Origin of the sequence: Pedobacter sp. (assembly GCF_041645105.1) — a bacterium.
Taxonomy (GTDB): Bacteria; Bacteroidota; Bacteroidia; order Sphingobacteriales; family Sphingobacteriaceae; genus Pedobacter.
Genome location: NZ_JBAZQQ010000002.1, coordinates 14,112 through 39,938, shown reverse-complemented (window position 1 = coordinate 39,938; position 25,827 = coordinate 14,112). Strand labels below are relative to the sequence as shown.

Below are 25,827 nucleotides of genomic sequence, written 5' to 3'. Positions count from 1 at the left end.
AAAAAAAAATTTTATTTTGGTTTGGTATGGTATGGGTTGCTTTTTTCAAAAATATGTTTAGTTTTGCAATGGAATAAAAACATATGCCCTCAGATTCAAAACATAAAATTGGAAAGAAAATTGCAGAGGCTGAGTCAGCTCCGGCTTCTGCGCACAGGATGAAGTATCTGCAATTAGCAGAATATATCAACCACCTCATTGAAATTGAAGAACTCAAAATTAATGACAGACTTCCTTCTTTAAATCAATTAATTGAAAAGTTAAAAATCAGTAAAGAGACTGCACTAAAAGGGCTTAATTACTTATCGGAAAAAGGAATTATTGAGTCTGAATACCGAAAAGGCTATTATGTAAAAAAGAAAAAACAATATCAGCCTTATCGTATTTGCATGATTCTGGACAAGATGAATGTTTTAAGAGACCGGGTATATGATTCCTTCCTTAAAACCATCAAAGATAAGGGTGTAGTTGATGTTTACTTCCATCACCATAATTTTAAAGTATTTGAAAAGCTGGTGAATGAGAACTTATCAAACTATACTCATTTTGTGATCACTACTTTTCTGCATGGCAATACCACAGAGGTAATTAATCGCATTCCAGCCCAAAAGAGAATCATATTGGATTATGAGGAAAAAAATCTAAGCGGAGATTATACCTGCATTTACCAGGATTATAAAACAGATATTCAGGAATCACTAACTGAATTGGCTCCACAACTGGAGAAGTATTCCAGACTGGTTTTGATTGCACCACTCGAAGCATTTCATGCCAGGGAAGTAATTAATGGATTCGAGACTTTCTGTAAACTGAATGATAAAAATCATATCATTTACAACACTGTAGATGAATCATGCTGTAAAAAGGGTGATGCTTATATCACATTCAGCAGATATGATCAGGATGATGTATCAATCATTAAATTAGCAAGAAAAAACCAATGGAAACTTGGAAAAGATATCGGCCTGATTTCTTATAATGATACGGCGGTTAAAGAAATACTGGAAAACGGAATCACAGTGATCAGTACTGACTTTAACAAAATGGGTGAAGAAGCGGCTAAGGCAATTCTTACGAAAAAACCGATTATGATGAGGGATCCGGCAAAAGTGATTCTTCGAAACTCCGTATAAAAGTCAAAAATAACCATTCTCTTCTGCGTCTGGCATCTTTTTCTGAAGGGAAAAAGTGCCTCAGGCCGCCTCAGAGAAGGTAATTTTTGTGTCAAGCATGATGCATAGCCGACATGAAAAATAATTAGCATCATGCTTTAGAAAAAATCTACTTCTCTGAAAGCGCATAGGAACTTTTTCCTTCTTCAGGAAAAAGATTCCAGCGATTGAGGAGAACGGTAATTTTTTCCCTTAAGCTAAAGCAGCTAAACTTTCTTCAATTATTTTGATTTTACCTTCGGCATCTGCCTGTTTATTTCTTTCATTCTGGATGATTTCAGGCTTTGCATTTTGCACAAAACGTTCATTGCTAAGCTTGGCATTTACTGACTTTAAAAAGCCTTGTAGGTAAAGCAATTCAGCATTTAAGCGTTCTCTTTCTGCATCAGCATCAATAGCTTCATTTAAGTGAATAAAGAACTCATCATTCCCTACCATGAAACTTACAGCTCCTGGAATTTTGTCATTTACCAATTCAACCTGACTTATGTTAGCTAGTTTGAAAACGATATTTAACCATTTTTCATAATCTAATCCAGAGTTTACTTTAATAGCTAGAGGCAATGCTTCTTTCGGAGAAATCTGTTTTGTATTTCTTACATTCCTTAATTCAGCAACCAATGTTTTAATCACTTCTACTTCCTTAAGCAAAGCAGTGTCAGCAGATCCAACAACAGGATAGCTTGCAACGATACAACAATCCATCTCTCCTTTTTCACCGAACAATTCATCATGCCATAATTCTTCAGTAATGAAAGGCATAAATGGATGTAATAAGGTTAATATTTTCTCGAAGAAACCGGCAGTAGCTTTTAAAGTTTCTGCATCTACAGGTTGTTGATAAGCTGGTTTAACCATTTCCAGGTACCAGGCACAGAAATCATCCCAAACCAATTTGTAGGTCGTCATTAAAGCTTCCGACAAGCGGTATTGTTTAAAGTTATCTTCTATTTCAGCTAAAGCTTCATTAAAACGGTTCTCGAACCATAATATGGCTTGCTGATTTGGATTTTCAAGGTTTTCATCTACTTCCCATCCTTTTACAAGTCGGAATGCATTCCAGATTTTATTGGCAAAATTACGTCCCTGTTCACAGTAACTCTCATCAAACATCAGGTCGTTACCTGCAGGAGAACACAATAGCATCCCTACCCTAACACCGTCGGCACCATATTTTTCAATCAGGCCAATCGGATCAGGAGAATTACCTAAAGATTTAGACATCTTACGTCCTAACTTATCCCTAACAATACCTGTCAGATATACATTAGTAAATGGCTTTTGTCCTCTGAATTCATGACCTGCCATAATCATTCTGGCTACCCAGAAGAAAAGGATTTCAGGGGCAGTAACCAGGTCGTTTGTTGGATAATAATAATTGATATCAGGATTGTCAGGATTTTTAAATCCATCAAATACAGAGATAGGCCATAACCATGAAGAGAACCAGGTATCCATCACATCAGGATCCTGCTTTACAAATGGAGCAAGCTGACTTTTACAACCAGCGGCTTCATCAGCAGTGAAGTTCCCATCAGGATCTTTCAGTTTTAAAAACTCATCCAATGCTTCTTCTTTAGTTTTAGCAACAACCCAATTCCCTTGATTGTCATACCATGCCGGAATCTGTTGTCCCCACCATAATTGGCGACTAATATTCCAGTCACGCACATTCTCCATCCAGTGACGGTATGTGTTTACGAACTTCTCAGGAATCAGCTTTACATCACCGTTCAATACATCTTCCAGTGCCGGCTTTGCCATCTGATCCATTTTACAGAACCACTGTAACGACAATTTAGGCTCAATAGCAGCATCAGTACGTTCAGAGAAACCAACCTGTGATTTATAATCTTCAACCTTCTCTAAATGACCTGCCTCATCTAACAACTTAGCGATTTTCTTTCTGGCGATAAAACGATCTTCACCAATCAGAACTACAGCAAGCTCATTTAGCGTACCATCGTCATTTAAAATATCTATAACAGGCAGTTTGTGTTTAACACCCAATTCATAATCGTTCAAATCATGTGCAGGTGTAACTTTTAAACAACCAGTACCAAAGTCCATCGTTACATATTCATCTTCAATTACCGGGATTTCACGATTAATCAATGGAATAAATACCTTTTTACCTTTTAAGTGTGTATAACGTTCATCATTTGGATTTATACAGATTGCTGCATCAGCCATAATGGTTTCCGGACGTGTGGTAGCAATAGTAATAAAATCATCCGATCCCGAAATCGTATACTTGATGTAATATAACTTCTGATTTACTTCCTTGCGGATTACTTCCTCATCAGAAACAGCAGTTTTACCTGCCGGATCCCAATTTACCATTCGGATACCACGATATATCCAACCTTTTTTATACAAGTGGATAAAGCTATCTATAACAGCGTCAGACAAATCATCTTCCATTGTAAAACGCGTACGATCCCAGTCGCAACTAGCACCTAGCTTTTTCAACTGATCAAGAATGATCCCTCCGTATTTTTCTTTCCATTCCCAGGCATATTTTAAAAACTCTTCCCTGGTAATATCTGCTTTATTGATGCCTCTTTCCTTAAGCATTGCAACCACCTTTGCTTCAGTGGCAATCGAAGCATGGTCAGTTCCAGGTACCCAGCATGCATTTTTACCTTGCATACGAGCCTTACGAATCAATACGTCCTGAATCGTGTTATTCAGCATGTGCCCCATGTGTAGCACACCGGTGACGTTTGGTGGAGGAATTACAATTGTGTAAGGCTCCCGCTCATCTGGTTCAGAGTGAAAAAACTTCTTTGAAAGCCAGTAACTATACCATTTGTCTTCCGTCGCCGCCGGATCGTATTTTGTAGAAATGCTCATTATTTTGAAAGTATCAGATTTATTTTAAAACTATTTAAGACTTTTACCAGATATAGTTACCTGTAATGTCCTTTTAAAGAGTGTATCTTTATTATTGATTGATCTTCTGGCATTTCATAGATCAATCGATGTTCCTCATCAATACGCCTCGACCATTTCCCATTCAATTCATATTTTAAAGCTTCCGGCTTACCAATACCACTGAAGGGGTCTTTTTGTATTGCATTGATTAGTTGTGTAATTTTTGCTTGTATTTTCTTGTTGCCAGATTTTAGCCAGAATTTAATATCAGATTGAGCTTGTTGAGAATAAATTATTTCCACAAATCCTTTGTCTTAATTGCAGTAAATTTCCCACTCTTAAACTCATCTTCACTTTTATTTATTTTATTAAGAAAGTTTTTATTATAAGGTTCCTTAACTTCTTTTACCTGGCTATTTTCACTGACGACTTCAGAACTATAAGTCGGTAGATCACTTTTACTTTCCTCAAACGAGATTTTAAGCGCCTTCATAAATGCTTTCAGCACCGATAACTGCTCTTTATTTTTCGGATGTACAATTAGTGTTCCCATCTTACAAATTTAAAGTTTATTGCCCATAAAAAGAAAAGGAAAAAAATACAGATGCTGTTCGCTTCCTCAAATCTTTTGCGGAAGAGCAAAATCTTTGCATGTCAGCTCACAGCACTGAATTTTTTTTTGAAAAGAGAAAGAAGGACATTCGCTTCCTCAAACCTTTTGCGGAAGCGCAAAATCTTTGCATGTCAGCTCACAGCACTGTTTTTTTTTAAAGAGAAAGAAGGACATTCGCTTCCTCAAACCTTTTGCGGAAGAGCAAAATCTTTGCATGTCAGCTCACAGCACTGAATTTTTTTTGAAAAGAGAAAGAGGGAAGTGCAAGCACTTCCCTCTTTCTCTGCTCCTTGTGAACAAAAAATTACCTTCTCTGAAAGCGCATAGGAAAATTTTTCCTTCTTCAGGAAAAAGATTCCAGCGATTGAAGAGAATGGTTATTTTTTCCCTTTTAAATAGAGGTCAAAATAATCCGTTACTTTCTGATACAAATGTATCCTATCCTTACCCATAACATTGTGCTCATGACCAGGATATATCATATAATCAACCTGTACTCCTTTGTCAACTGCATGTTTCACAAAATCAACTGAATGCTGTTGTACAACAACCGGATCCTGCTGGCCATGAATCAACAACAATTTACCTTTCAGCTGATCAACTCTATTACTCAAATAAGTCGCAGCATATCCTTCAGGGTTTTCCTGAGGGGTATCCATATAACGTTCAGTATACATGATCTCATAAAAAGCCCAGTTAATTACAGGCCCACCCGCTACTGCAGCTTTAAATACTCCGGGATGCGTAAGCATGAAATCCGTAGTCGCAAAACCACCAAAGCTCCATCCAAATAACCCCATATTATCAGCATCAACGTAAGGCTGACTTTTCAGGTAATCTACAGCATTCATCATATCTTCCATTTGTACTTCACCAGCACGACGGAACATAGACTGCTCAAAAGCCTTACCCCTGTTATCGCTACCTCTAACATCAACTGTTAATACAACATACCCGTTTTGTGCCATGTATCTAGACCAGTAATCTCCAGCACCTGCATTCCAACCATTAGTAATCAGTTGCGCATGAGGGCCACCATACCAGTAAACCACTACCGGGTACTTTTTATTTGTATCATAATTTACAGGCTTATACAAGTTCATGTACAAGTCATCACCAGATTTACTCTTGATGGTAAATATTGAAGAATTCTGAGTAGCATAGCTTGCTAAAGGATTTGCAGCCTTTAACAATACCTTTGCTTTAGCATTAGCAGTCTCTACCAATTGGATTACTCTTGGTTCATCAGGTGTACTATAATTATCAATTACTGTATTTCCAGAACTACTTACCTGAGTATTGTGCACTGCAAAACCTTGGGTAATTCTGCGTGACATACCTGACTTCACATTCAACACATATAAATTTCTAGTAATCGGAGATTCGGCTGTCGACACATAAAACAACTGATCACCTTTAGCATCAAAGCCTTTTACTTCCAATACTTCCCAGGGACCTTTTGTCAGCTGCTTCAGCACTTTACCTTTTAAATCATACAAGTACAAGTGGTTCCAGCCATCTCTGCTACTTTGCCAGATAAATTTAGAGGGGTCATTCTTAAGAAACAATACAGGAACCTGAGGTTCCACATATTTTTCATCTTTCTCTTCAAATACTGTCTTTACAAGATTACCAGTTACCGCATCATATTGATTCAGCTTCATGTGGTTTTGTCCACGGTTCAATACCGCTATATAAACATATTTATCATCAGGACTCCAGGCAATATTCGTCAAGAATTGCTCCACAGGCTCACCTGTTTTTAAATAAACAACAGTTTTAGTTTCGGCATTATAAACACCCACTGTTACATGATGACTTTTATCACCAGCCATGGGATATTTAATATTTACATTTTTTGCAGGTCTGCTTGTCCAGTCTATGATAGGATAATCAGTAACCATACTTTGGTCCATTCTGTAAAAAGCAAGCGTCTTACCATTATTACTCCAAAATGTTCCTTTAGTAATACCGAACTCTTCTCTGTGAACAGTAGAAGCGTAAACAATATCTGCTGAACCATCTGTAGTTACTTGTTTCTGATCCCCACCTTTGGCTACAAATAAGTTAAAGTCATCCAGGTAAGCAACATAGCCAGCCTTACTTTCTTCCACGATAGATTTTCCCATCAATGATTTATCCACCAATACAGTTGCTGTGTTTTTAACCGGATCAAGAGCTACCTTGCTACCATTAACATACACAATCCACTCTGGCCCACGATTAAACTGAATCATAGGCATCATTTTTAAAGTATCCTTTTGAGCAGCAGTTAATTTTTGATTGAGTTGTGTTAATGTCAGGAAGGGTTTATCAGCAGCAGATTTCGCGTTACCACTAAACCATACCGGACTATTACCAACACGTTTTGCATAAATATAATCCTCTGTTCCGTAGATAAATTGAATTTGAGATAAGTTCTCTGGTGCAAGTGTTGTACGTGCATTGCTCATCGCATCCTGCATGGTCAATTGTTTATTTTGCGCATAACCACAAAAAGCAATTGCTACCAGGTACGACAGCAGAATCAGTTTCTTCATTCGTATAAAAAATTAGTTTCGACAAACTTATATAAAATGGCGCAAAAAACATTACTTCATACCGTACCTTTGTCGTAATGAAAACGATACTTACCGGACTACTCTTTGCCATGTTATGGGCTTCCGCTTCGGTTGCCACGAAGTTTGGTATATTATCCGCTCCACCATTAGTACTTGGAAATCTCCGTTTCTTTATCGCAGGTTTTGTTTTATTAGGTTTTTGTTACCTCATTAGCAGAGATAAGCAATACAGATTGCCCACTTACTCTGAATGGAAACAACTTTCTATTTTTGGATTCCTTAATACTACGGTATATTTAGGTTTGTATGTATATGCGATGAAATATACCGCAGCAGGAATTGGCAGTCTGGCTACCTCAACCAACCCCTTGATCATTGTTCTACTCTCCTCTTGGTTAATGGGCCGTAAACCCGCAAAGGCAGAGATCTTCAGTATTATCATTGGTATGGCAGGTATAGGTCTGGCTACCTACCCACTACTTAAAAGTAGCAATACCAGCATTTTAGGGGTAACGGTATTAATGATTAGTATGATTGCCGTTTCTTTTGCCAGTGTGTATTATGCAAGAGTAAAATGGACCTTACCCAACCTGCTGATCAATGGCTGGCAGGTAGCACTTGGGGGAATCTTTTTACTACCTTTTACCATTGCAATGAGTGATTTTAGTACTATACAATTTGATAACCGACTAATTTACTCCGTATTATGGCTCAGTCTGGCTGTCTCTGTTGTAGGTTTGATTTGCTGGTTTTATCTATTAAAGATAGATACAGTAAAAGCCTCATTATGGCTATTCCTTTGTCCACTGTTTGGATTTTTTTATGCCTGGTGGCTTTTAGATGAGCCAATAACACTCTATACTATAGCCGGAACACTGTTGGTGGTAACAGGCTTATACATTGGTCAGCGCAAAAAACTAGGTGTTTAAATTCTCTCTCCAAGTACATATCTATAACATAAATTTTAGCTCAAACACAATATTTTGTGTTAAAATATGTTAAATAGATATAAAAAGAGAAGAGATGAAGACAATAAATGTATTTTCCTTTACTGGTACCATCCTCAGAAGACTTGGATTAACCAAAATTTATTACTGGTTCAATAAGTAGTAATACTATTCGTATTTAGCCTGAACTTTTTTAGGCAGCTTACTTAAAACCAGTTTTCTTGATTCAGCAATCCGACTTTGTAGTTCAGCAGAAGATAAGGCATCTAAACCTTCAAGGACTACCCATTGTCGCCTCGCGAAATGAGGCGCCTGCTTAATCCCCGGCTTGGCTGTTAAAGCATCAAAATCTTCCTGGTCACACTTCATGCAAAGATGTCCGTCATCCAGAGATACCAGTACAAAAATCTTCTCTTCAATCATAAAACAGAGATGATCCCATTTCATTCCTTCCGTAGTTCCATTTAAACTCAGGCAGTAGTCTCTTAAAGATTCAATATCCATAACGATCGATTAATAAGGCCTAAAGTTAAAAACTATTTTCTCTAAGTTTGCAGGAATGAATAAGATCACTTTAACTGCAGACGGCTCCAATACTTTATACAATGAAACCATTGGCGAACATTACCATTCCAAACATGGTGCTGTGCAGGAAAGCATCCATGTATTCATAGATGCAGGATTAAAACATGCCATTAACTCCTTCCCTGATCAGCAAATCAACATTCTGGAAGTAGGTTTTGGAACAGGGTTAAACTTTTTACACAGTGCAGCCTACGGACAGGAAAATAAGATTGAGTTAAACTACACCTCATTGGAGGCATTTCCTTTACAGGTTGAAGAATTAGAATCAACAGGATACAACAATTACGTCCCGAAGGACATTTGGGATGGGTTGATTAACAACTATGGAAAAGCACTCCAACAAACTGTGCAAATTATACCGAGGCAACATTTGAGAATTGTACATAGTTATCTACACCGTTACGAAACAAGTCAGCAGTTTGATCTGATTTACTATGATGCTTTTTCAGTTCAACATCAGCCAGAAATGTGGACAGATGAAATCATTGCTCATGTTTGCCGGTTCCTCAAACCAGGTGGTATTTTCGTAACCTATGCCATTACAGGAAAATTAAAACGCGCCCTAAAAAGCATTGGTTTTAGCATAGAAAAATTACCGGGAGCACCAGGAAAAAGAGAAATGTTAAGAGCGACAAAAGGTTAAGGAAATTACAAATCAAGGACTATAAGCAAACTCCATTCAGCTATTTTTGTTAAACATATAGCATACTCCATCTCGCAAGTCGAGAAGATCTCAGCAACAATTGCATCAGGAACATTTGGAGCATGAAAATTATAAAACAGAAAGGAACAATGGAGAAAAGAAAATTAGGTAACTCAGACTTATTCGTTTATCCCATCACTTTTGGCGGAAATGTATTTGGCTGGACAATTGACGAGAAGCAATCATTTGAAATACTAGATGGCTTTACGAATGCAGGGTTCAATTTTATAGACACAGCAGACTCTTACTCACACTGGGCACCTGGAAATAAAGGTGGAGAATCAGAAACCATTATCGGAAACTGGATGGAGCAGCGCAAAAACAGGCAGCAGATTATCATTGCTACCAAAGTTGGCTCTATACCGGGAGCCCCTAAAAAAAGTCTTGCAAAGGACTATATCCTTAAATCTGTAGATGCCTCTTTAAAGCGATTAAAAACTGATTATATAGATCTTTATCAGTCGCACTACGATGATCCTGAAACACCAATTGAAGATACCCTTAAAGTTTACGATCAACTCATAAAGTCTGGAAAAGTACGTTGGATAGGCGCTTCTAATTTCTCTGCTGCACGCTTAACTGAATCCCTGGAAACAGCAAAAAGATTGGGCCTGCCCTTATATCAAACTTTTCAACCAGAATACAACCTATACGAACGTGAAAGATATGAGAAAGAGTTAGAAAAGGTCATCGTTGACAATCAGCTTGGTGTAATTAACTACTATGCCTTAGCCAGTGGATTTTTAAGTGGAAAATATAGGTCAGAGGCTGACCTTAATAAAAGTCAGCGTGGCGAGGGGATTAAAAAGTACCTTAACGATCGCGGCATTAAAATTTTAAATGCACTTGATCAGGTTTCTGAGCAATACAATGCGAATCCCGCGAGCATAGCCCTAGCCTGGCTTATTGCAAGACCATCGGTTACCGCTCCTATTGCCAGTGTAACGACTCTTACACAACTTGAGGATCTGATAAAAGCAGCAAACCTACGCCTAAACACAGAAGACATTGCCATACTTGATGATGCCAGTGCCTGGGAATAAAAATAATTAGGAATTTTTGGATTCTGGAATGCCTTGTCAAATATTTGGCAGGGCATTTGTTTTTTGTTAATTTACATCTTAAAGCCCCTCAACAAATGAAAGACATCTCCTTACCATTTTACACCAAGCTGGCAATGGTTTTATTTTCCATTATCAGTCTTGGTTACCTGGCTATTCAAGGACAAACTATCCTGGCACCATTGCTTACTTCCTTTTTACTTGCCCTTCTTTTGTTACCTATGGCAAATTTCATGGAGAAGAAATGGCGTTTTAAAAGAAGTATAGCCTCTATTATTTCTGTGGTATTGATGATTGTTGTCATATCTTCAATTCTGTTCTTCTTAGCCAATCAGCTTACGGATCTTTGGCAGGACTGGCCATTGTTAAGGCATCAGGCCGAGACTTCCTTTCATGACATTCAGCACTGGGTATCAAGGACCTTTAATGTCAACACACAAAAGCAAATAGACTACCTTAAAGAAAGTGCAAGCAGCGCAATAGCTACAAGTGCAACAGTTCTTGGTGCCACCCTGCTTACATTATCTTCAACCTTGCTGTTCCTATCTTTCTTATTATTATTTACCTTTTTCATTCTCAATTACAGAGGCGTACTTTTCAACTTTCTCACCTCTGTATTCGAAGAGAAACACAAACAAAAAGTAGGTGAGATCGTGCGTCAGGTGCAATACATTATCAAAAAATATATCACCGGGCTATTTTTACAAATGTTTATCGTTACGGTACTGATGATGTTTACATTATGGATATTGAATGTTAAATATGCAGTATTGCTGGGACTGATTTCAGGCATTTTTAATATCGTTCCTTATCTCGGCATTTTTACGGCTTTGCTGATCAGTGTATTGATCACTTTTGCCACAGCTGGTGCAGCAAAGGTCTTATTGGTAGTGATTGCATTTGTAAGTATCCACGCTCTTGATGGTAACGTTTTAATGCCACTAGTGGTAGGTTCAAAAGTTAAAATCAATGCCTTATTTGCCTTTATCGGTATCGTAGTTGGCGAAATGATCTGGGGTATTTCAGGTATGTTCTTGTGCATTCCTTACCTGGCTGTACTTAAGATTATCTTCGACAAGGTTGACCAGTTGAAACCCTGGGGCATATTACTTGGTGGTGAAGTGAAGCCTGCAAAAAAACGAAAGGTATATCGTATCACAAAGAAAATAAAACTCGAAGAGCAGGAATAACTTCAATGATTGTTACCTTTAACGTCATAAAACAAAATACACAATGCCTAATAATATACCTCCTGTTACTGCTTCAGAACCATCTTCTGCTTTTCTTCGTTTGTTAACTGTTTTGGATACCCTACGTACAGAATGTCCATGGGATAAAAAACAGACTATGGAAACTTTAAGACATCTTACCATTGAAGAAACTTACGAACTTTCGGATGCTATTTTAGAAGGGGATCTGGAAGAGGTTAAAAAGGAACTTGGAGATGTTATGATGCACCTGGTATTTTATGCCAGAATCGCCTCAGAAACCAACGATTTTACTATTGTAGATGTGTTAAATAGCGTATGTGATAAACTCATTAGTCGCCACCCACATATTTATGGTGATGTAGAGGTACAAGATGAACATGATGTAAAGCGTAACTGGGAAAAGCTGAAGCTAAAAGAGGGTAATAAATCTGTCTTAGCCGGTGTACCTGCTGGTCTTCCTTCACTAGTTAAAGCTAGTCGTATACAGGAAAAGGCACGTGGTGTTGGCTTTGATTGGGAAGATAAATCGCAGGTTTGGGAGAAAGTGGAAGAGGAAATGCAGGAGTTTAAAGATGAATTTAATGTAGTGGATAATGAAGCGATTGATGTGGAAAAGGCTGAAGCTGAGTTTGGGGACCTGTTGTTTTCACTAATCAATTATGCAAGGTTCATCAATATTAATCCGGAGAATGCACTTGAAAAAACGAATAAAAAATTTATAAAGCGTTTTCAGTATCTGGAAGAAAAAGCTAAAGAGAACGGTAAGGCTTTACAGGATATGACGCTGGCGGAAATGGATGTTTATTGGAATGAAGCAAAGAAAAAATAACCATTCTTTTCGGAGCTGGCACCTTTTGCTGAAAAAGCAAAAGCGCCTTAGGTCTCCTCAAAGAAGGTGATTTTTTTTGTCAAGCATGGTGGATAGGCTGTTAACTATGCTTTTTCTTCATATTCATTTTAGCTTTCTGCCCTATCCCATAATTATGTGTCTTAGCATTGCTTTCTTTTTTATCATGAAAAGCACCACCTCCTTTAGGGTTTTCAACTACTTCTTTTTTAACTTTAACTGAGGCCGTTTTAACACTTTTATCAATGACAAGATCTTCAGGTAAATCCATTACTTCAATCTTTTTACCCATAGATTGTTCAATCTTCCTTACTTCAGCAAGTTCCAGGTCTGTTGCAAAAGTAATAGCAACCACTTCTTCTGAATCATCTTTCACAACCCTGCTCAAGAATGTTTCTTTCTCCTCCGGAACCTCAAAATGGAACATGAAGTTAATCCCGGAAAGATCCAGTCCAGAGAAACCTTCATTTGCTATAATCAGCACGCGAGCTTCAGGTGTATATTTAAAATCATCAATATGATCAAAACCCTCTTCATCAAAAAACAAAGGATTTAATACCGCTATTGCACCTGGTTTCGCAGAATGTAAATTCTTAGATAATTTTTGGGCTGTTAAACGACTATTTACAAATACCACTACCTTATCAAATACTTCATCATCTCTTAACAGATAATTCAGCAGGTTAATCTTTGTTTTAAAATTAGGCACCTGATATAGTAGAAGATCATGCGTTTCAGCTTGTGTTTCACCGAGGTCCTCAACTTCAATAGTAACAGGAAACTCCATAAACTGATCAATTAATAAATTCAGTTTATCGTGCATTACAGTTGTAAAGATTAGATGTTGCACTTTCCCTGCACTCCTGGCCAATTCGGCCACTGGCAGCTGCATACCTTGTTTTACAATCACTTCTGCATCGTCAACAATTAAAGTTTGCAGCTTGTTTAAGTTTAATCCCAGCTTCAGATAAACGGCACGTGCTCTTGTAGGTGTTGCAACCACAATATCAATCCCGTCCAGCAGGTCATTAATATCTTCATCCATACCACCTGTACCATACAAACCTTTAATACGAAGGTTTCTGTTCTTGCTCAACAGCATAAACTCAGCTATTACAGCTTCAACACGTTCACCATCAGGCACCAGAATCAAAACTTTAGGAGCCTCATCTGAGCTGTATTTTAGCTTCATTAAAACCCCTAATACATAAGTAGTAGTCTTACCGCAGCCTTCTGGCCCAATGGCAATGATATCTTGTCCACCTATAATGCGGGACATAGTTCTTGCCTGAATTTCCTTTGCAGAGATGTATCCGGCATCAGTCATTGCCGCTACCAGCGACTTACTTAGTTTTAATTTATCTAACGACACAGTATCTTTTTTATTTATTAATGAAGCTGCAAATTTACTGATTTTACCATGTACTATAGCTTTCTATATGTAAAAGATGGAAATATTGGTAATTGATGAATAATTATGTCGCATGCCACCCCTGATATTGCCGTACTCACACCCCGAGAAACTGAGTTACACCTGTTAAATTTGAATAAACAATTAGTATTAACCTTTTAACAATCAAAACGATGATAAACATTAATCCTTATTTAAACTTTGCAGGAACCAGCGAAGCAGCGTTTAACTTCTATAAAGAAGTATTTGGTGGAGAAATCACCATGATTATGCGTTTCAGAGACATACCGGATGATAAAACTCCGGAAAATGAAAAAGATAAAATTTGTCATATTTCTTTACAGCTTCCGAATGGAACGCTGCTGATGGCTACAGATACGCTAGAATCAATGGGTCAGAAATTAATAGCGGGAAACAACTTTTACTTATCAATAGGCGCAGAAAGCCGGGAAGAGGCCGATCGTATATTCACTAATCTATCTGCAGGAGGTAAAGTAGAAATGCCTATGGCGGATATGTTTTGGGGCGACTATTTTGGTATAACGGCCGACAAATTCGGTACCCAATGGATGATGAGCTTTAACGCAGGTCAGAAATAAAACAGAATGGAGGCTGATATTGTCAGCCTCTTTTCGTTATTAAATATATACCTGGGGTTTTAACTTACTTGAACCTGATCGCTTTTAAAGGACTTATTCTACTCACCAGCATTGATGGGAGAATTAAAACCAATACACAAATAACCATTGTAGCCAGATTCAGAATCAGCACATCTATAAAATGTATTTCTATTGGTACATAAGATAAATAATAAGAAGCCTGGTCTAACTTAAAAACATGAGTATACTGCTGTAAAAAACCCAGTCCGAGGCCCAATATATTGCCTAATAGCAAACCAAATCCTACAAGGTAGGCCGCATTATAGAGGAATATTTTCATGACACTATAATCCGACATTCCAAAAGCTTTCAGTATACCAATCATGTTTGTACGCTCAAGAATCATGATCAGCAATGCAGTAATCATATTAATCACGCCTACAATCATCATCAACACAAGCAATACCTTTGTATTAACATCTAGCAGTGATAGCCAGGTAAAAATAGCAGGGAAATAATCGGCAACTGATTCCGACTTTAAATCCAATCCCAAACTTTCATAAATACCTTCTGATGCTGGTTTTAAATTAGCAAAATCTTTAATCCTAATCTCAATCCCTCCTACCTCATCAGGTTTCCAGTTATTTAATCGTCTGATTATATTCAAATCACCAATAACAAAGCCTTTGTCTATTTCTTCAACACCTATATCATAGATACCGACAATCTTAAAGGGGCGTTTACGCGGGGGATTTTGAACGAAATACATGATAAAATCATCACCTACTTTTAATTTCAACCTGTTCGCTGTGAACTGAGAAATCAGAATTTGACGGGTAGCCTTAGCACTATCTGCAAAGTCCATTACAGTGCCACTGACCAGGTGCTTACGGATATAATCCCAGTTAAAGGTCTTATCAATACCCTTAAAATTAATACCTTCTACCTCATTATTGGCAGAAATGATAGCCGGTTTAGTAGCATAAGGTTGAAAAAACTCGACATCAGGATTATTCTTAAGTTTTTCCAGTGTTTCCTTTCCAGCGACAAAAGGCGTTAGTTCAAAAGAGTTGTTCAGTCCATACTTAAATATCCTTACATCACCAATGTAACCTCTTACCTTTTCCTGTATCTCGGTTTTAAAACCTTTAATAATAGCTACAGAAAGCATCATAACCGAAAGGCTGAGCATCACTCCTGCTATTGCTATTCTAACAATCAGCTTTGAAAAAGTACGTTCGGATTTTATGGCTATACGCCTCGCTATGAAATATTCTGTATTCAACCTTTTTTAGTAAAGTGTATCTCAGCAAAAATGCTCATTTTAAAAAGAGTAAACAAAACTTTTATGTTTTTCCTACCTTTAGCATGAGTATATTTAATATATTAAAGCAAAAAGGTTCTTATGTCACAATCTATAACTAAAATTCTTAATACTGTTGTACTAGCTATCCTGCTTCAGGCTTGTGGCCCGTCGACAACTGTAGCTTTTAATTCGGCTGTACCTAATCCCTATAAAGTTAAGGCAGAAGATTTCGACAAACCTGTTAAAGGTAAACTACTCACTGGAGCAGAACAGGTCGATCTATATGTTCCCTACCTGAAAGGAAAGCGTGTCGGAATGGTAGTGAACCAAACTTCCATTATCGGTAAAGAAACTACGATCGACAGCTTACTAAAATTGGGTGTCAACATTGTTAAAATATTTGGTCCCGAACATGGCTTTAGAGGCAATGCGAGTAATGGGACACATGTTGACGATGAAGTAGATACCAAAACAGGAATCAAAGTAATTTCCCTTTATGGCAAAAACTCTATACCATCCAAAGTGCATTTGGCGGATGTTGATATAATGGTATTTGACATCCAGGATGTTGGTGTTCGTTTCTACACTTATATCAACACCTTACAACATGTAATGGAAGCTTGCGCTGCCAATAAAAAAGAAGTACTGATTCTGGATAGGCCAAATCCTAATGGTTTTTATATTGACGGGCCAGTATTAGATCCCAAATATAAATCGGGCATTGGTTTAAAACCAATACCAGCAGTACATGGCTTAACAGTAGGCGAGTATGCACAAATGTTAAATGGAGAAAACTGGCTTGACAATAAGTTAAAGTGTAAAATCAAGATTATTAAAGTCGCGAACTATACTCATGACACACCTTATGAGTTACCTGTAAACCCATCGCCAAACCTGAATACTCCACAATCGATATTGTTGTATCCTACCACCTGCTTATTTGAAGGAACATATTTAAACTATGGTCGTGGTACTCAATTCCCTTTCACAATTGTAGGTGCACCGGCATTGAAGGGTAAATACAGTTTTTCTTTCACCCCTGTTAGTTTGAAAGGTATGTCGGAGAGTCCTTTATTTATGAACCAGGTTTGTTATGGTATAGACCTTAGAAATTACGACACCAATATCTTCAGGAAAACTAAACAGATTAACCTGGCATGGATCATTGAACTTTATAAAAACTCTCCAAATAAAGCCGATTTCTTTAATTCAAGTCTGAGCAAGCAGATGGGAACAATTGAAAAACTAATTGGTGTTGGAGATTTCAGGAAACAGATCATTGCAGGTGTTTCTGAAAAGGAAATTAGAGCTAGCTGGGAGCCAGGGTTGAGTAAATATAAAACAATGCGCAAAAAATATTTGTTATATCCCTAAGTGTCTATATGCTGATCCGCTATAGGGCATACATTGTAAACTAAGGATAAAGATGATGAACAGTGAACCTAAAAAGAAAAGCGAAAATCCTAGCAGCAATTACAGGGAAGAAATCCCAAAGGATAAAGTTCCTGCCGGAGATAAAGCTGTAAAAAAAACAGAAGACAAGGATTATAACCGCGAAAATGCGAGTTTTAAAAATCCAGCTAAGAAAAGGGAAGAAAGTGAGCAACCTGTTCATCCAATAAAAAAAGCGCCTAAAGAATAAACAAAAAGCCTGAACCATTCCGTTTAGGCTTTTTGCTTATAATTCGAATACTTAATAACCCTACGTGAATTAAATAAACACTAAATTTTTAGTTATTTTGCGATCTAAAATAAAGGATAATGAGATTAGTTTTTATGGGCACCCCCGATTTTGCTGTAGCTTCTTTAAATGCACTTGTAGAAGCTGGATTTGATGTAGTTGGTGTGGTAACTGCTGCTGATAAACCTGCAGGGCGCGGACAAAAACTTCAGGAAAGTGCTGTAAAACAATATGCCATAGCTAAAGGCTTAAAAGTATTACAACCGATAAAACTTAAAGACCCGGAGTTTATTGCAGAATTAAAATCTTTACATGCCGATTTACAAGTAGTTGTAGCTTTTAGGATGCTACCAGAAATCGTTTGGAATATGCCTCCTAAAGGAACAATAAACCTACATGCTTCCTTATTACCACAATATCGTGGAGCTGCTCCAATCAACCATGCAATTATTAACGGTGAAACTGAAAGTGGTGTTACTACCTTCTTTTTAAAACATGAAATAGATACCGGCGATGTTATATTTTCAGAAAAAGTAACCATCACTTCTGAAGATTCTGCTGGCGACCTGCATGATAAGCTAATGAATGTTGGAGCTGGTTTGCTGGTAAATACTGTACAAGCAATTGCTGAGGGTAATTATACTGAACAGCCTCAACCACAAAGTGATGAACTGAAACATGCCCCTAAAATATTCAAGGAGCATTGTTTAATAAATTGGAATCAGCCAGTTCAAACCGTCTACAACCTTATTCGAGGCTTAAGTCCATATCCTACTGCATTTACCAAACTGAATGATAAAACGCTGAAAGTTTTTAAGGCTGAACTGGAAGAAAAAGAAACCGGCCTGGCTCCAGGTACTTTTTTATCAGATGGTAAAACCTATTTAAAATTCGCCGCCAAAGACGGGTTTATTAGGCTTACCGATCTACAATATGAAGGCAAAAAACGTATGCAGATTGATGAATTTCTCAGAGGTATGCGTTTGTAAAATATATCATTTAATAAATAGCCCTGTTGTATCATAAAAACTGATAAAACAGGGCTATTTTAATTTAAAGCGTATTCAGCTTGGCGCTTAACAGTTTGGTGACCTCGTTAAAGTAACGTTTCCTTCCATAGCCCATTACCCACCTGATACCACTGATTGCATTGGTAATAAATACTTCTTCTGCGGCTTTTAATATCTCTGGGTTAATCTGTGCCTCAATAACAGCAATATCATGTGCCCTGGCCATTCCCATTACTACATTTCGCATTACACCGGCAACACATCCTTCGGATAAAGCTGGAGTGTAAATCTGCTTGTCATAAACTACAAAAATGTTTGAGCTGATACTCTCACATAGAAATCCATGCTGGTTTAGAATAAAAGCATCATCAAGGCGATGTTGTTTTTTATATAAACCGGCCATTACATACAATAGCGAGTTACTTGTTTTACAGTTCGACAAGCTGTTTACTGGTTTGGTCAACTCATCGAACACATCGATAATTAAACCCTTTTTATTCAGTTCGTAATTGTCTTCATGAAGGGCCGAGGCTTCCAGGACATATCCAAACTTATTACTATTTGGAGTATATAAGCCATCTCCAGCCCGGTAAACCGAAAGCCTGAAACGGACATTATCTTTTAATTTGTTCTTCTTACAAAGCTCAGCGGTCTTCTGCTTTAAAAAATAATCATCAAGCAATATACTGCCATCTATTTTTAAAGCTTTCATTCCGGCTCTCAACCTATCCGCATGTAGCTCGGCAAATTTTAACTTGCCGTTACACATGCGCATCGTCTCAAAGAGCCCGTCGCCATATCTAAATCCACGGTTAGCTGCCGTAAGAATCGGGTGATTTATAATGACAAATTCATCATTATGTAAAATATATTCGTGCTGCATTTATTTCTTACCAAAACGTTAGGATGATTGGACGATATAGTTTCTCCATTTATTTAAGGCCGAATCGAAATCCTTAGGCAAAGGTGCCTCAAATTCCATATACTCTTTAGTCCTTGGATGAATAAATCCTAAAGTCTGTGCATGCAAGGCCTGGCGAGGCAATAACTCGAAACAATTTTGAACAAATTGCTTGTATTTAGTAAAGGTTGTTCCTTTTAAAATTTTGTCTCCACCATAATTGGCATCATTAAATAACGGGTGTCCTATGTGTTGCATATGCGCTCTGATTTGATGTGTACGGCCAGTTTCAAGCTGGCAAGTAATTAAGGTTACATAACCTAAACGCTCTAACACCTTATAATGTGTTACAGACCACTTACCTTTTTCTTCATCATCATAAACATCCATAACAATACGGTTCTTTGCACTGCGTCCAATGTAGCCGGTTACAGTACCGTCCTGCTCTATATCACCCCATGCAAGTGCAACATATTTCCGTGTAATCGTATGATCAAAAAATTGCTTAGCAAGTTTGGTCATCGTGATTTCATTCTTACTGATCAGTAAAAGACCTGATGTATCTTTATCAATACGATGCACCAATCCCGGACGACCGTCATTACCTGGTAATTGAGGCAATGACTCAAAATGAAAAGCTAATGCATTTACCAATGTTCCGGTATAATTATTAAATCCTGGGTGAACCACCATACCAGCAGCCTTATTCACAACCAGCAAGTCTTCATCTTCATACACAATTTCCAAAGGAATATCTTCCGGATAAACTTCCGTATCTCTTGGAGGGTGTGGAAATACAATTGAGATCTCATCAAGTGGTTTTACTTTGTAGCTCGACTTAATGGTTTTCTGATTCACCAATACATTCCCCGCATCTATCGCATTTTGTATACGGTTGCGTGACGCATTTTCAAGACGGTGCATCAAAAATTTATCTACACGCAGTAAGGACTGTCCCTTATCTACAACAATATTAAAATGCTCATATAAATCCTGATCTTCTAGCTCTACCACCGAATTAATGTTTTCCATACTTTTTGCCACTTCCATATTGCAAAACTAATCTTTAACAATTACATATCTACAAAGAATTGGTCTGCTTTTTGATATGTTTGGCCGCCTACTACTGATTAATCAACCGTGAAATTGTTCCAACTTGATCCGCCTAGGCAGAAAAAGAAAGGCTAATGATTTCATTATTAATGAAAAACAAAAAAAACACACATATGAAAAATTTTACTCAGAATGTTAAAATCATACTTAACTTCTTCCCTTACCTACTAAAAAAGATTTATTTTAAACAATAATTGATAGTTAAAGCCAACTATATTTGTATTAATGTTTACAGATATTGATAGTCCACTACAAAGGTTAAAAAGCTCCCCCTATCATCAAGTCCTGGTAAAAAGAGATGATTTAATTGATCCCTATATATCAGGGAATAAATGGCGTAAGCTAAAATATATTCTAGAGGAAGCTACAATACAACAAAAAACACATTTGGTAACCTTTGGAGGTGCTTACTCTAATCACTTGGTGGCAACCGCAGCGGCTTGCTCCAGAAAAGGTTTAAAGAGTACTGCATTTGTAAGGGGAACTGAGAGCGAATGTGCGAACAATGAAATGCTCATGTTGTGTAGTCTTTTTGGTATGCAGCTTATTTTTACAGATAGATTAAGCTACAAAAATAAAGCTGCTTTATTCGATAATCAATTTGGCAACAATCCATCAGCATTATTTGTCGATGAGGGCGGAGCAGGCCTTGAAGCTATTAAAGGGTGTGCTGAGATTATAGCAGAACTTCCAGGCGACATAGACCATATATTTTGTGCTGCTGGTACTGGTACCACAGCAGCCGGACTACTTATTGGCATACAACAACGAAAGTTAAAAACCCAGCTCCACGTCATCCCTGTTTTAAAAGGTGGTGATTTTATAGCTGACGAAATACACAGATACATTGGTAATACTGATCAGCTTACACTACATACAGGATACCATTTTGGCGGTTATGCCAAAACTACTCCCGGATTAATTTCCTTTATTAAAAAATTTACAGCAACTGAAGGTATACTGATTGACCCGGTTTATACAGGTAAGATGTTTTATGCGCTAGATCATCTGCTTTCAATGAACTATTTTAAACCCGATGATAAAATTGTGGCACTACATACCGGAGGTCTGTTGGGACTAATGGGAATGAAAGATAAATTTCGCTAAGAAATAAAAAATATATCATTTAGTTCTGATTATTCCGTATCTTGAGTATAACTCATTGCTTCCCCTATTAGCAGTGCAAGAGATTGTACAATTTTATGGACTCGCTAAAAAATGATTTTTATCAACTGATAAAAATGAATGAGGATCTTTTTGATTTCATTCTCGAAACATCGCCCAAAGGACTATGTTATTGCCATTTGGGAAATAAGGAAACATGGATTAACCCTGAATGGAGAAAGGCTTTAGGCTATGACTCCAGACAGCAAGTATTAGTCACTGAAGACTTCGTCTTTAAAGACCAGTTAGACTTCATGGTTAACGATTTACAAGAGAAAGATTTTAATTCTTCTTCTCAGTACCAAATTGATTACAAACATCACAATGGATCGATTTTACAAACCATTTGTAATGGGATGCTCCAAAAAGATTCAGAAGGATTACCGTATGCTTTACTCATTGTGATTGAACAGTGTCATCAATCCAGAGAAAGTTTACAACTACTAAATGGGCATTCAAATGGTTTGACCAAAGAGAATTTAAATGAAAAGCTAAAATTAAGTGAAGAAAGATTTAGACTGGCTTTTCAACATGCGGCAATAGGTATGGCCATTGTCAGCTTAGAGGGTAAGTGGTTACGTGTTAATCGTAGCCTCTTCGATATACTTGGTTATCGGCCATCAGAATTATTAAGACTTACTTTTCAAGACATTACACATCCGGAAGACCTGGATAAAGACCTTAATCTTTTAAATGAAATTTTAGAAAGAAAAAGAGACTCTTATCAAATGGAAAAAAGGTACTTCCATAAAGAGGGGCATATTGTTTGGGTTATTCTAACTGTATCAATTGTAAAAAACAGTATTGGCGAACCTTTACATTTTATTTCCCAGCTTACTGACATTAGTAAAGTAAAGGCTACTGAACAGGAAATACAATCTATGATGGAGGTTACCAATGACCAGAACCGGCGTCTACTCAACTTTGCACATATTGTATCACACAATCTCCGTTCACACTCCGGCAATCTTTCTATGCTTTTAAACTTTATTGAAACAGATACTGATGAAGAGTCCAGACAACAACTTTTTAAAATGTTCCGTCATGCAACATCCAATCTTCAGGAAACGGTAGGACATCTAAATGAAGTAGTAGCAGTAAACACAACAATTGAGAACCTGAGTCGTATTAACCTTAAAGGAGCTATCAATTGCGCTATTGGTAATGTTGAGGCTTTATTAAAAGCTGCTGATGGGATCTGTAGAAATGAAGTAAAAGAAGATGTAGTTATTGATGCTGTCCCTGCTTACCTGGATAGTATTCTGCTCAACTTTTTAACCAATGCAATTAAATATAGATCCCCAGACAGAAACCTGATCATAGTCCTCAGAGCCGAAACAGAGGGTAATAAAGTTACCTTAAGTATACAAGACAATGGTATGGGTATTGATCTGGCATTAAATCAGGATAAAATATTTGGCATGTATAAAACCTTTCATGCAAATACTGATGCAAGAGGAATAGGCTTATTTATCACTAAAAACCAAATTGAAGCTATGGGAGGTAAAGTTACCCTTGAAAGTGAGGTGAATGTAGGCACAACATTTACAATTCATTTCAAGATTAGAGAATAAGAATTTCACACTATTTTCAAGTTTTCATTATAAAAATTGTTTTTTATTCATCTATATTTTAAAAAAAAGCTATTTTTAGCGGACAGATAATAAAAAAACCTAAAAACTAAAAAACAATGAATAATTTGATTGATGAGTTCATGAAAAAACTTGAATTCCGTGATGCGCATGAACCAGAATTTTTGCAAGCAGTATTTGAAGTTGCAGAATCAATTATTCCTTTTAGTGAAGAAAATCAGAAATACAAAATCCATAAAATATTAGAGCGTATTGCTGAGCCGGAGCGCGTAATCATATTCAGAGTACCATGGTTAAATGATAAAGGAGAAGTTGAAGTAAACCGTGGATTCAGGGTACAAATGAATAGTGCTATTGGCCCATACAAAGGTGGTTTACGCTTTCACCCTTCTGTAAATCTAAGTGTTTTGAAGTTCCTTGCCTTTGAACAGGTTTTCAAAAATAGTTTGACAGGTTTACCAATGGGTGGTGGAAAAGGTGGCTCCGACTTTGATCCTAAAGGAAAATCAGATGCTGAAGTGATGAAATTTTGCCAAAGTTTCATGACTGAGTTGTACAAATATGTTGGTGCAGACATTGATGTTCCAGCAGGTGATATTGGTGTGGGTGCGCGAGAAATCGGTTACTTGTTTGGCCAATATAAACGCATTAGAGGCGAATTTACCGGTGTGTTAACAGGTAAAGGGCCTGAGTGGGGTGGTAGTTTAATCAGACCTGAAGCTACAGGCTATGGAGTAGTTTATTTTGTAGAAGAAATGCTTAAGCTTCGTGGCGACTCACTGAAAGGTAAAAATGTAATCATTTCTGGATCAGGAAACGTAGCTCAGTATACAGTTGAAAAATGTATATCTGTAGGTGCAAAGGTTTTAACAATATCAGATTCTGAAGGCTACGTATATGACCCGGCAGGAATTGATAAAGCCAAACTGGCCTTTATTATGGATCTTAAAAATAACCGCAGAGGTAGAATAAAAGAATATGCTGATCGCTATAACTGCGAATTCTTCCCAGGACAGAAACCTTGGGGTGTAAAATGCGACATTGCATTTCCTAATGCTACTCAAAATGAGCTTGATGAGGCAGATGCCTTGTTACTAACGCAGAATGGTTGTTTTTGTGTGGCAGAGGGTGCAAATATGCCTTCTACTCCTGCTGCTATACATGTGTTTGAAAAAGCTAAAATATTATATGCTCCAGGTAAAGCTGCTAACGCAGGCGGTGTTGCTGTATCAGGATTGGAAATGTCACAAAATTCACTCCGTTATTCTTGGAAACGTGAGAAAATAGATGACAAGTTAAAACTGATTATAGAACAGATTCACCTTGCTTGTGTAAAATACGGTAAAGAAAAAGATGGTTATATCAATTATGGAAAAGGTGCTAACATTGCAGGCTTCGTGAAAGTTGCTGATGCAATGATTGCCCAAGGTGTAGTTTAGATTAAACACTTTTAATCTTTTCCATTTCAACTGAATATGTTCCATTGCGGGCCGCACTATTGCATTTAGCACGATGATAAAGTTCCATTTGTGCCACTTCTTTATTGCGGTCCTCACCTTTCCACATCTCCAGAGCAGGCTCTTGTATGGCTCTGGAAAATGAAAAAGTCAGGGGCCAGGGCATAATTTGTCCAAATCGAAGTTGCATTACATTTAAGCGTTCGGAAGCCAGCATAAAAGGCTGTCCACCTGAAAGAAATGCCACACCACCTACCGCAGCCGGAACAACTTTTAAAAAGGAGGAGATCGTTTTTTCGGCAATAGCTTCACTATCCTCCTGGTCTGCACAATCTATTCCCGGCAAAACCATATTTGGCTTTAAAATCATACCTCCCAATGATACCTGCTGATCATAAAGTGCATTAAAAACTTCCTTTAAAACATCCTGTGTAACTGCTGCACATTTTTGAAGCGTATGATCGCCATCCATCAATACTTCTGGCTCTACAATAGGAACAATCCCAGCTTCCTGACAAAGCGCAGCATAACGTGCCAGTGTGGATGCATTCGCTTTTATCCCTACTCTCGTTGGACTTTCTGCATCAATATTGATCACCGAACGCCATTTAGCAAACCGTAATCCCATTTCATAATAACTTGCCAGTCGGCCGCGTAAACCATCTAATCCTTCCGTAATTTTTTCATTAGGGAAACCCGCCAGGGGTACTGTTCCCTGGTCTACTTTTATGCCTGGAATGATCCCTTTTTCCTTAAGCACAGTTAAAAATGGAACTCCTGCATCAGTCTTTTGGTAAATTGTTTCCTCAAAAAGAATAGTCCCACTAATAAAATCTTCCAGGTTTGGAGTCGTTACAATCAGTTCTCTATATTTCCTACGATATTCTTCTGTTTGAGGAATACCAAGGGCTTTAAACCTTTTATTACAGGTACCAAGGCTTTCATCCATCGCAAGTAAGCCTTTGCCTTCATCCATTAACCGTTGCGCCGTATTTTTAAGTTCATGTATGCTCATA

Annotated in this window: 23 protein-coding genes; 13 read left to right on the top strand and 10 right to left on the bottom strand. The window is 37.5% G+C overall.

Translation table 11 applies throughout. The annotated features are described in order from the left end of the window. The first annotated feature begins 83 nt into the window (after nucleotides 1-83). Nucleotides 84-1,133 carry a GntR family transcriptional regulator gene (locus WC623_RS06215; RefSeq protein WP_372849061.1) on the top strand — a complete coding sequence of 350 codons (1,050 nt, stop codon included), beginning with the start codon at nucleotides 84-86 and terminating at the stop codon, nucleotides 1,131-1,133. 231 nt (nucleotides 1,134-1,364) lie between these two features. On the opposite strand, the gene WC623_RS06210 is transcribed toward WC623_RS06215, so the two are convergent. The 4 genes from WC623_RS06210 to WC623_RS06195 form a co-directional block, all read right to left on the bottom strand. Continuing rightward, a complete protein-coding gene (locus WC623_RS06210) occupies nucleotides 1,365-4,028 on the bottom strand; it encodes a valine--tRNA ligase (RefSeq protein WP_372849059.1) in 2,664 nt (887 codons plus the stop codon). A gap of 56 nt (nucleotides 4,029-4,084) precedes the next feature. Further along, nucleotides 4,085-4,351, bottom strand: coding sequence for a Txe/YoeB family addiction module toxin (locus WC623_RS06205; RefSeq protein WP_372849057.1), 267 nt, complete (start codon nucleotides 4,349-4,351; stop codon nucleotides 4,085-4,087). After that, nucleotides 4,342-4,602, bottom strand: a complete 261-nt coding sequence (locus WC623_RS06200) for a DUF2683 family protein (RefSeq protein ID WP_372849055.1) — start codon at nucleotides 4,600-4,602, stop codon at nucleotides 4,342-4,344. Before WC623_RS06200 ends, WC623_RS06205 begins: the two co-directional genes overlap by 10 nt. 437 nt (nucleotides 4,603-5,039) lie before the next feature. After that, on the bottom strand, nucleotides 5,040-7,202 hold the full coding sequence (locus WC623_RS06195) for a DPP IV N-terminal domain-containing protein (protein ID WP_372849053.1): 2,163 nt from the start codon (nucleotides 7,200-7,202) through the stop codon (nucleotides 5,040-5,042). Between the two features lie 77 nt (nucleotides 7,203-7,279). On the opposite strand from WC623_RS06195, the gene WC623_RS06190 reads away from it, so the two are divergent. After that, a complete protein-coding gene (locus WC623_RS06190; RefSeq protein ID WP_372849051.1) occupies nucleotides 7,280-8,152 on the top strand; it encodes a DMT family transporter in 873 nt (290 codons plus the stop codon). A 186-nt stretch (nucleotides 8,153-8,338) separates the two neighbouring features. On the opposite strand, the gene WC623_RS06185 is transcribed toward WC623_RS06190, so the two are convergent. Further along, entirely contained in the window at nucleotides 8,339-8,674 is a 336-nt protein-coding gene (locus tag WC623_RS06185) for an MmcQ/YjbR family DNA-binding protein (protein ID WP_372849049.1), read from the bottom strand. A 55-nt stretch (nucleotides 8,675-8,729) separates the two neighbouring features. Here WC623_RS06185 and mnmD point away from each other — a divergent pair, with 55 nt between their 5' ends. From mnmD to mazG, 4 genes are all read left to right on the top strand, one after another. Further along, nucleotides 8,730-9,398, top strand: a complete 669-nt coding sequence (mnmD, locus tag WC623_RS06180) for a tRNA (5-methylaminomethyl-2-thiouridine)(34)-methyltransferase MnmD (protein WP_372849047.1) — start codon at nucleotides 8,730-8,732, stop codon at nucleotides 9,396-9,398. A 149-nt stretch (nucleotides 9,399-9,547) separates the two neighbouring features. Then, nucleotides 9,548-10,501, top strand: coding sequence for an aldo/keto reductase (locus tag WC623_RS06175; protein WP_372849045.1), 954 nt, complete (start codon nucleotides 9,548-9,550; stop codon nucleotides 10,499-10,501). A 95-nt stretch (nucleotides 10,502-10,596) separates the two neighbouring features. After that, nucleotides 10,597-11,709 (top strand): AI-2E family transporter, encoded by a 1,113-nt coding sequence (locus tag WC623_RS06170; protein WP_372849043.1) that lies wholly within the window; start codon nucleotides 10,597-10,599, stop codon nucleotides 11,707-11,709. A gap of 43 nt (nucleotides 11,710-11,752) precedes the next feature. Then, a complete protein-coding gene (mazG, locus tag WC623_RS06165; protein ID WP_372849041.1) occupies nucleotides 11,753-12,559 on the top strand; it encodes a nucleoside triphosphate pyrophosphohydrolase in 807 nt (268 codons plus the stop codon). A 100-nt stretch (nucleotides 12,560-12,659) separates the two neighbouring features. Here the strand turns inward: mazG and WC623_RS06160 are convergent, their stop codons facing one another. Next, on the bottom strand, nucleotides 12,660-13,949 hold the full coding sequence (locus WC623_RS06160) for a DEAD/DEAH box helicase (RefSeq protein ID WP_372849039.1): 1,290 nt from the start codon (nucleotides 13,947-13,949) through the stop codon (nucleotides 12,660-12,662). Nucleotides 13,950-14,161: 212 nt separating this feature from the next. Between WC623_RS06160 and WC623_RS06155 the strand changes: the two genes are divergently transcribed. Then, entirely contained in the window at nucleotides 14,162-14,587 is a 426-nt protein-coding gene (locus WC623_RS06155; protein WP_372849037.1) for a VOC family protein, read from the top strand. A 64-nt stretch (nucleotides 14,588-14,651) separates the two neighbouring features. Here WC623_RS06155 and WC623_RS06150 read toward each other — a convergent pair whose 3' ends face one another. Next, nucleotides 14,652-15,872 (bottom strand): ABC transporter permease, encoded by a 1,221-nt coding sequence (locus WC623_RS06150; RefSeq protein ID WP_372849035.1) that lies wholly within the window; start codon nucleotides 15,870-15,872, stop codon nucleotides 14,652-14,654. A 120-nt stretch (nucleotides 15,873-15,992) separates the two neighbouring features. Between WC623_RS06150 and WC623_RS06145 the strand changes: the two genes are divergently transcribed. The 3 genes from WC623_RS06145 to fmt all read left to right on the top strand — a co-directional run bounded on the left by WC623_RS06145 (nucleotide 15,993) and on the right by fmt (nucleotide 18,563). After that, complete coding sequence (locus tag WC623_RS06145; protein ID WP_372849033.1) at nucleotides 15,993-17,267, top strand: exo-beta-N-acetylmuramidase NamZ domain-containing protein; 1,275 nt, start codon at nucleotides 15,993-15,995, stop codon at nucleotides 17,265-17,267. 52 nt (nucleotides 17,268-17,319) lie between these two features. Next, a complete protein-coding gene (locus WC623_RS06140) occupies nucleotides 17,320-17,535 on the top strand; it encodes a hypothetical protein (protein ID WP_372849031.1) in 216 nt (71 codons plus the stop codon). 119 nt (nucleotides 17,536-17,654) lie between these two features. Further along, nucleotides 17,655-18,563 carry a methionyl-tRNA formyltransferase gene (gene fmt / locus WC623_RS06135; RefSeq protein ID WP_372849029.1) on the top strand — a complete coding sequence of 303 codons (909 nt, stop codon included), beginning with the start codon at nucleotides 17,655-17,657 and terminating at the stop codon, nucleotides 18,561-18,563. A 64-nt stretch (nucleotides 18,564-18,627) separates the two neighbouring features. Here the strand turns inward: fmt and WC623_RS06130 are convergent, their stop codons facing one another. Both WC623_RS06130 and WC623_RS06125 read right to left on the bottom strand, forming a co-directional pair. After that, nucleotides 18,628-19,467: an aminotransferase class IV gene (locus WC623_RS06130; protein ID WP_372849027.1), complete on the bottom strand. Its 840-nt coding sequence runs from the start codon at nucleotides 19,465-19,467 to the stop codon at nucleotides 18,628-18,630. Nucleotides 19,468-19,485: 18 nt separating this feature from the next. Beyond that, nucleotides 19,486-20,517 (bottom strand): RluA family pseudouridine synthase, encoded by a 1,032-nt coding sequence (locus tag WC623_RS06125; RefSeq protein ID WP_372849025.1) that lies wholly within the window; start codon nucleotides 20,515-20,517, stop codon nucleotides 19,486-19,488. Nucleotides 20,518-20,823: 306 nt separating this feature from the next. On the opposite strand from WC623_RS06125, the gene WC623_RS06120 reads away from it, so the two are divergent. The 3 genes from WC623_RS06120 (at nucleotide 20,824) to gdhA (ending at nucleotide 24,793) form a co-directional block, all read left to right on the top strand. Beyond that, on the top strand, nucleotides 20,824-21,705 hold the full coding sequence (locus tag WC623_RS06120; RefSeq protein ID WP_372849023.1) for a 1-aminocyclopropane-1-carboxylate deaminase/D-cysteine desulfhydrase: 882 nt from the start codon (nucleotides 20,824-20,826) through the stop codon (nucleotides 21,703-21,705). A gap of 134 nt (nucleotides 21,706-21,839) precedes the next feature. Beyond that, complete coding sequence (locus WC623_RS06115) at nucleotides 21,840-23,336, top strand: PAS domain S-box protein (protein ID WP_372849021.1); 1,497 nt, start codon at nucleotides 21,840-21,842, stop codon at nucleotides 23,334-23,336. Between the two features lie 116 nt (nucleotides 23,337-23,452). After that, nucleotides 23,453-24,793: an NADP-specific glutamate dehydrogenase gene (gene gdhA, locus WC623_RS06110; RefSeq protein ID WP_372849019.1), complete on the top strand. Its 1,341-nt coding sequence runs from the start codon at nucleotides 23,453-23,455 to the stop codon at nucleotides 24,791-24,793. Nucleotide 24,794: 1 nt separating this feature from the next. On the opposite strand, the gene WC623_RS06105 is transcribed toward gdhA, so the two are convergent. Beyond that, complete coding sequence (locus tag WC623_RS06105; protein WP_372849017.1) at nucleotides 24,795-25,826, bottom strand: class I fructose-bisphosphate aldolase; 1,032 nt, start codon at nucleotides 25,824-25,826, stop codon at nucleotides 24,795-24,797. Nucleotide 25,827 lies beyond the last annotated feature (1 nt).

Coding starts and splice junctions, on each gene's coding strand:
- WC623_RS06105 (WP_372849017.1), bottom strand. CDS start 25,826: ATGAGCATACATGAACTTAAAAATACGGCGCAACGGTTAATGGATGAA.
- WC623_RS06175 (WP_372849045.1), top strand. CDS start 9,548: ATGGAGAAAAGAAAATTAGGTAACTCAGACTTATTCGTTTATCCCATC.
- WC623_RS06155 (WP_372849037.1), top strand. CDS start 14,162: ATGATAAACATTAATCCTTATTTAAACTTTGCAGGAACCAGCGAAGCA.
- WC623_RS06130 (WP_372849027.1), bottom strand. CDS start 19,467: ATGCAGCACGAATATATTTTACATAATGATGAATTTGTCATTATAAAT.
- mazG (WP_372849041.1), top strand. CDS start 11,753: ATGCCTAATAATATACCTCCTGTTACTGCTTCAGAACCATCTTCTGCT.
- WC623_RS06195 (WP_372849053.1), bottom strand. CDS start 7,202: ATGAAGAAACTGATTCTGCTGTCGTACCTGGTAGCAATTGCTTTTTGT.
- WC623_RS06115 (WP_372849021.1), top strand. CDS start 21,840: ATGAATGAGGATCTTTTTGATTTCATTCTCGAAACATCGCCCAAAGGA.
- WC623_RS06190 (WP_372849051.1), top strand. CDS start 7,280: ATGAAAACGATACTTACCGGACTACTCTTTGCCATGTTATGGGCTTCC.
- WC623_RS06185 (WP_372849049.1), bottom strand. CDS start 8,674: ATGGATATTGAATCTTTAAGAGACTACTGCCTGAGTTTAAATGGAACT.
- WC623_RS06120 (WP_372849023.1), top strand. CDS start 20,824: ATGTTTACAGATATTGATAGTCCACTACAAAGGTTAAAAAGCTCCCCC.
- WC623_RS06215 (WP_372849061.1), top strand. CDS start 84: ATGCCCTCAGATTCAAAACATAAAATTGGAAAGAAAATTGCAGAGGCT.
- WC623_RS06210 (WP_372849059.1), bottom strand. CDS start 4,028: ATGAGCATTTCTACAAAATACGATCCGGCGGCGACGGAAGACAAATGG.
- WC623_RS06145 (WP_372849033.1), top strand. CDS start 15,993: ATGTCACAATCTATAACTAAAATTCTTAATACTGTTGTACTAGCTATC.
- WC623_RS06170 (WP_372849043.1), top strand. CDS start 10,597: ATGAAAGACATCTCCTTACCATTTTACACCAAGCTGGCAATGGTTTTA.
- WC623_RS06200 (WP_372849055.1), bottom strand. CDS start 4,602: ATGGGAACACTAATTGTACATCCGAAAAATAAAGAGCAGTTATCGGTG.
- fmt (WP_372849029.1), top strand. CDS start 17,655: ATGAGATTAGTTTTTATGGGCACCCCCGATTTTGCTGTAGCTTCTTTA.
- WC623_RS06140 (WP_372849031.1), top strand. CDS start 17,320: ATGATGAACAGTGAACCTAAAAAGAAAAGCGAAAATCCTAGCAGCAAT.
- mnmD (WP_372849047.1), top strand. CDS start 8,730: ATGAATAAGATCACTTTAACTGCAGACGGCTCCAATACTTTATACAAT.
- WC623_RS06125 (WP_372849025.1), bottom strand. CDS start 20,517: ATGGAAAACATTAATTCGGTGGTAGAGCTAGAAGATCAGGATTTATAT.
- gdhA (WP_372849019.1), top strand. CDS start 23,453: ATGAATAATTTGATTGATGAGTTCATGAAAAAACTTGAATTCCGTGAT.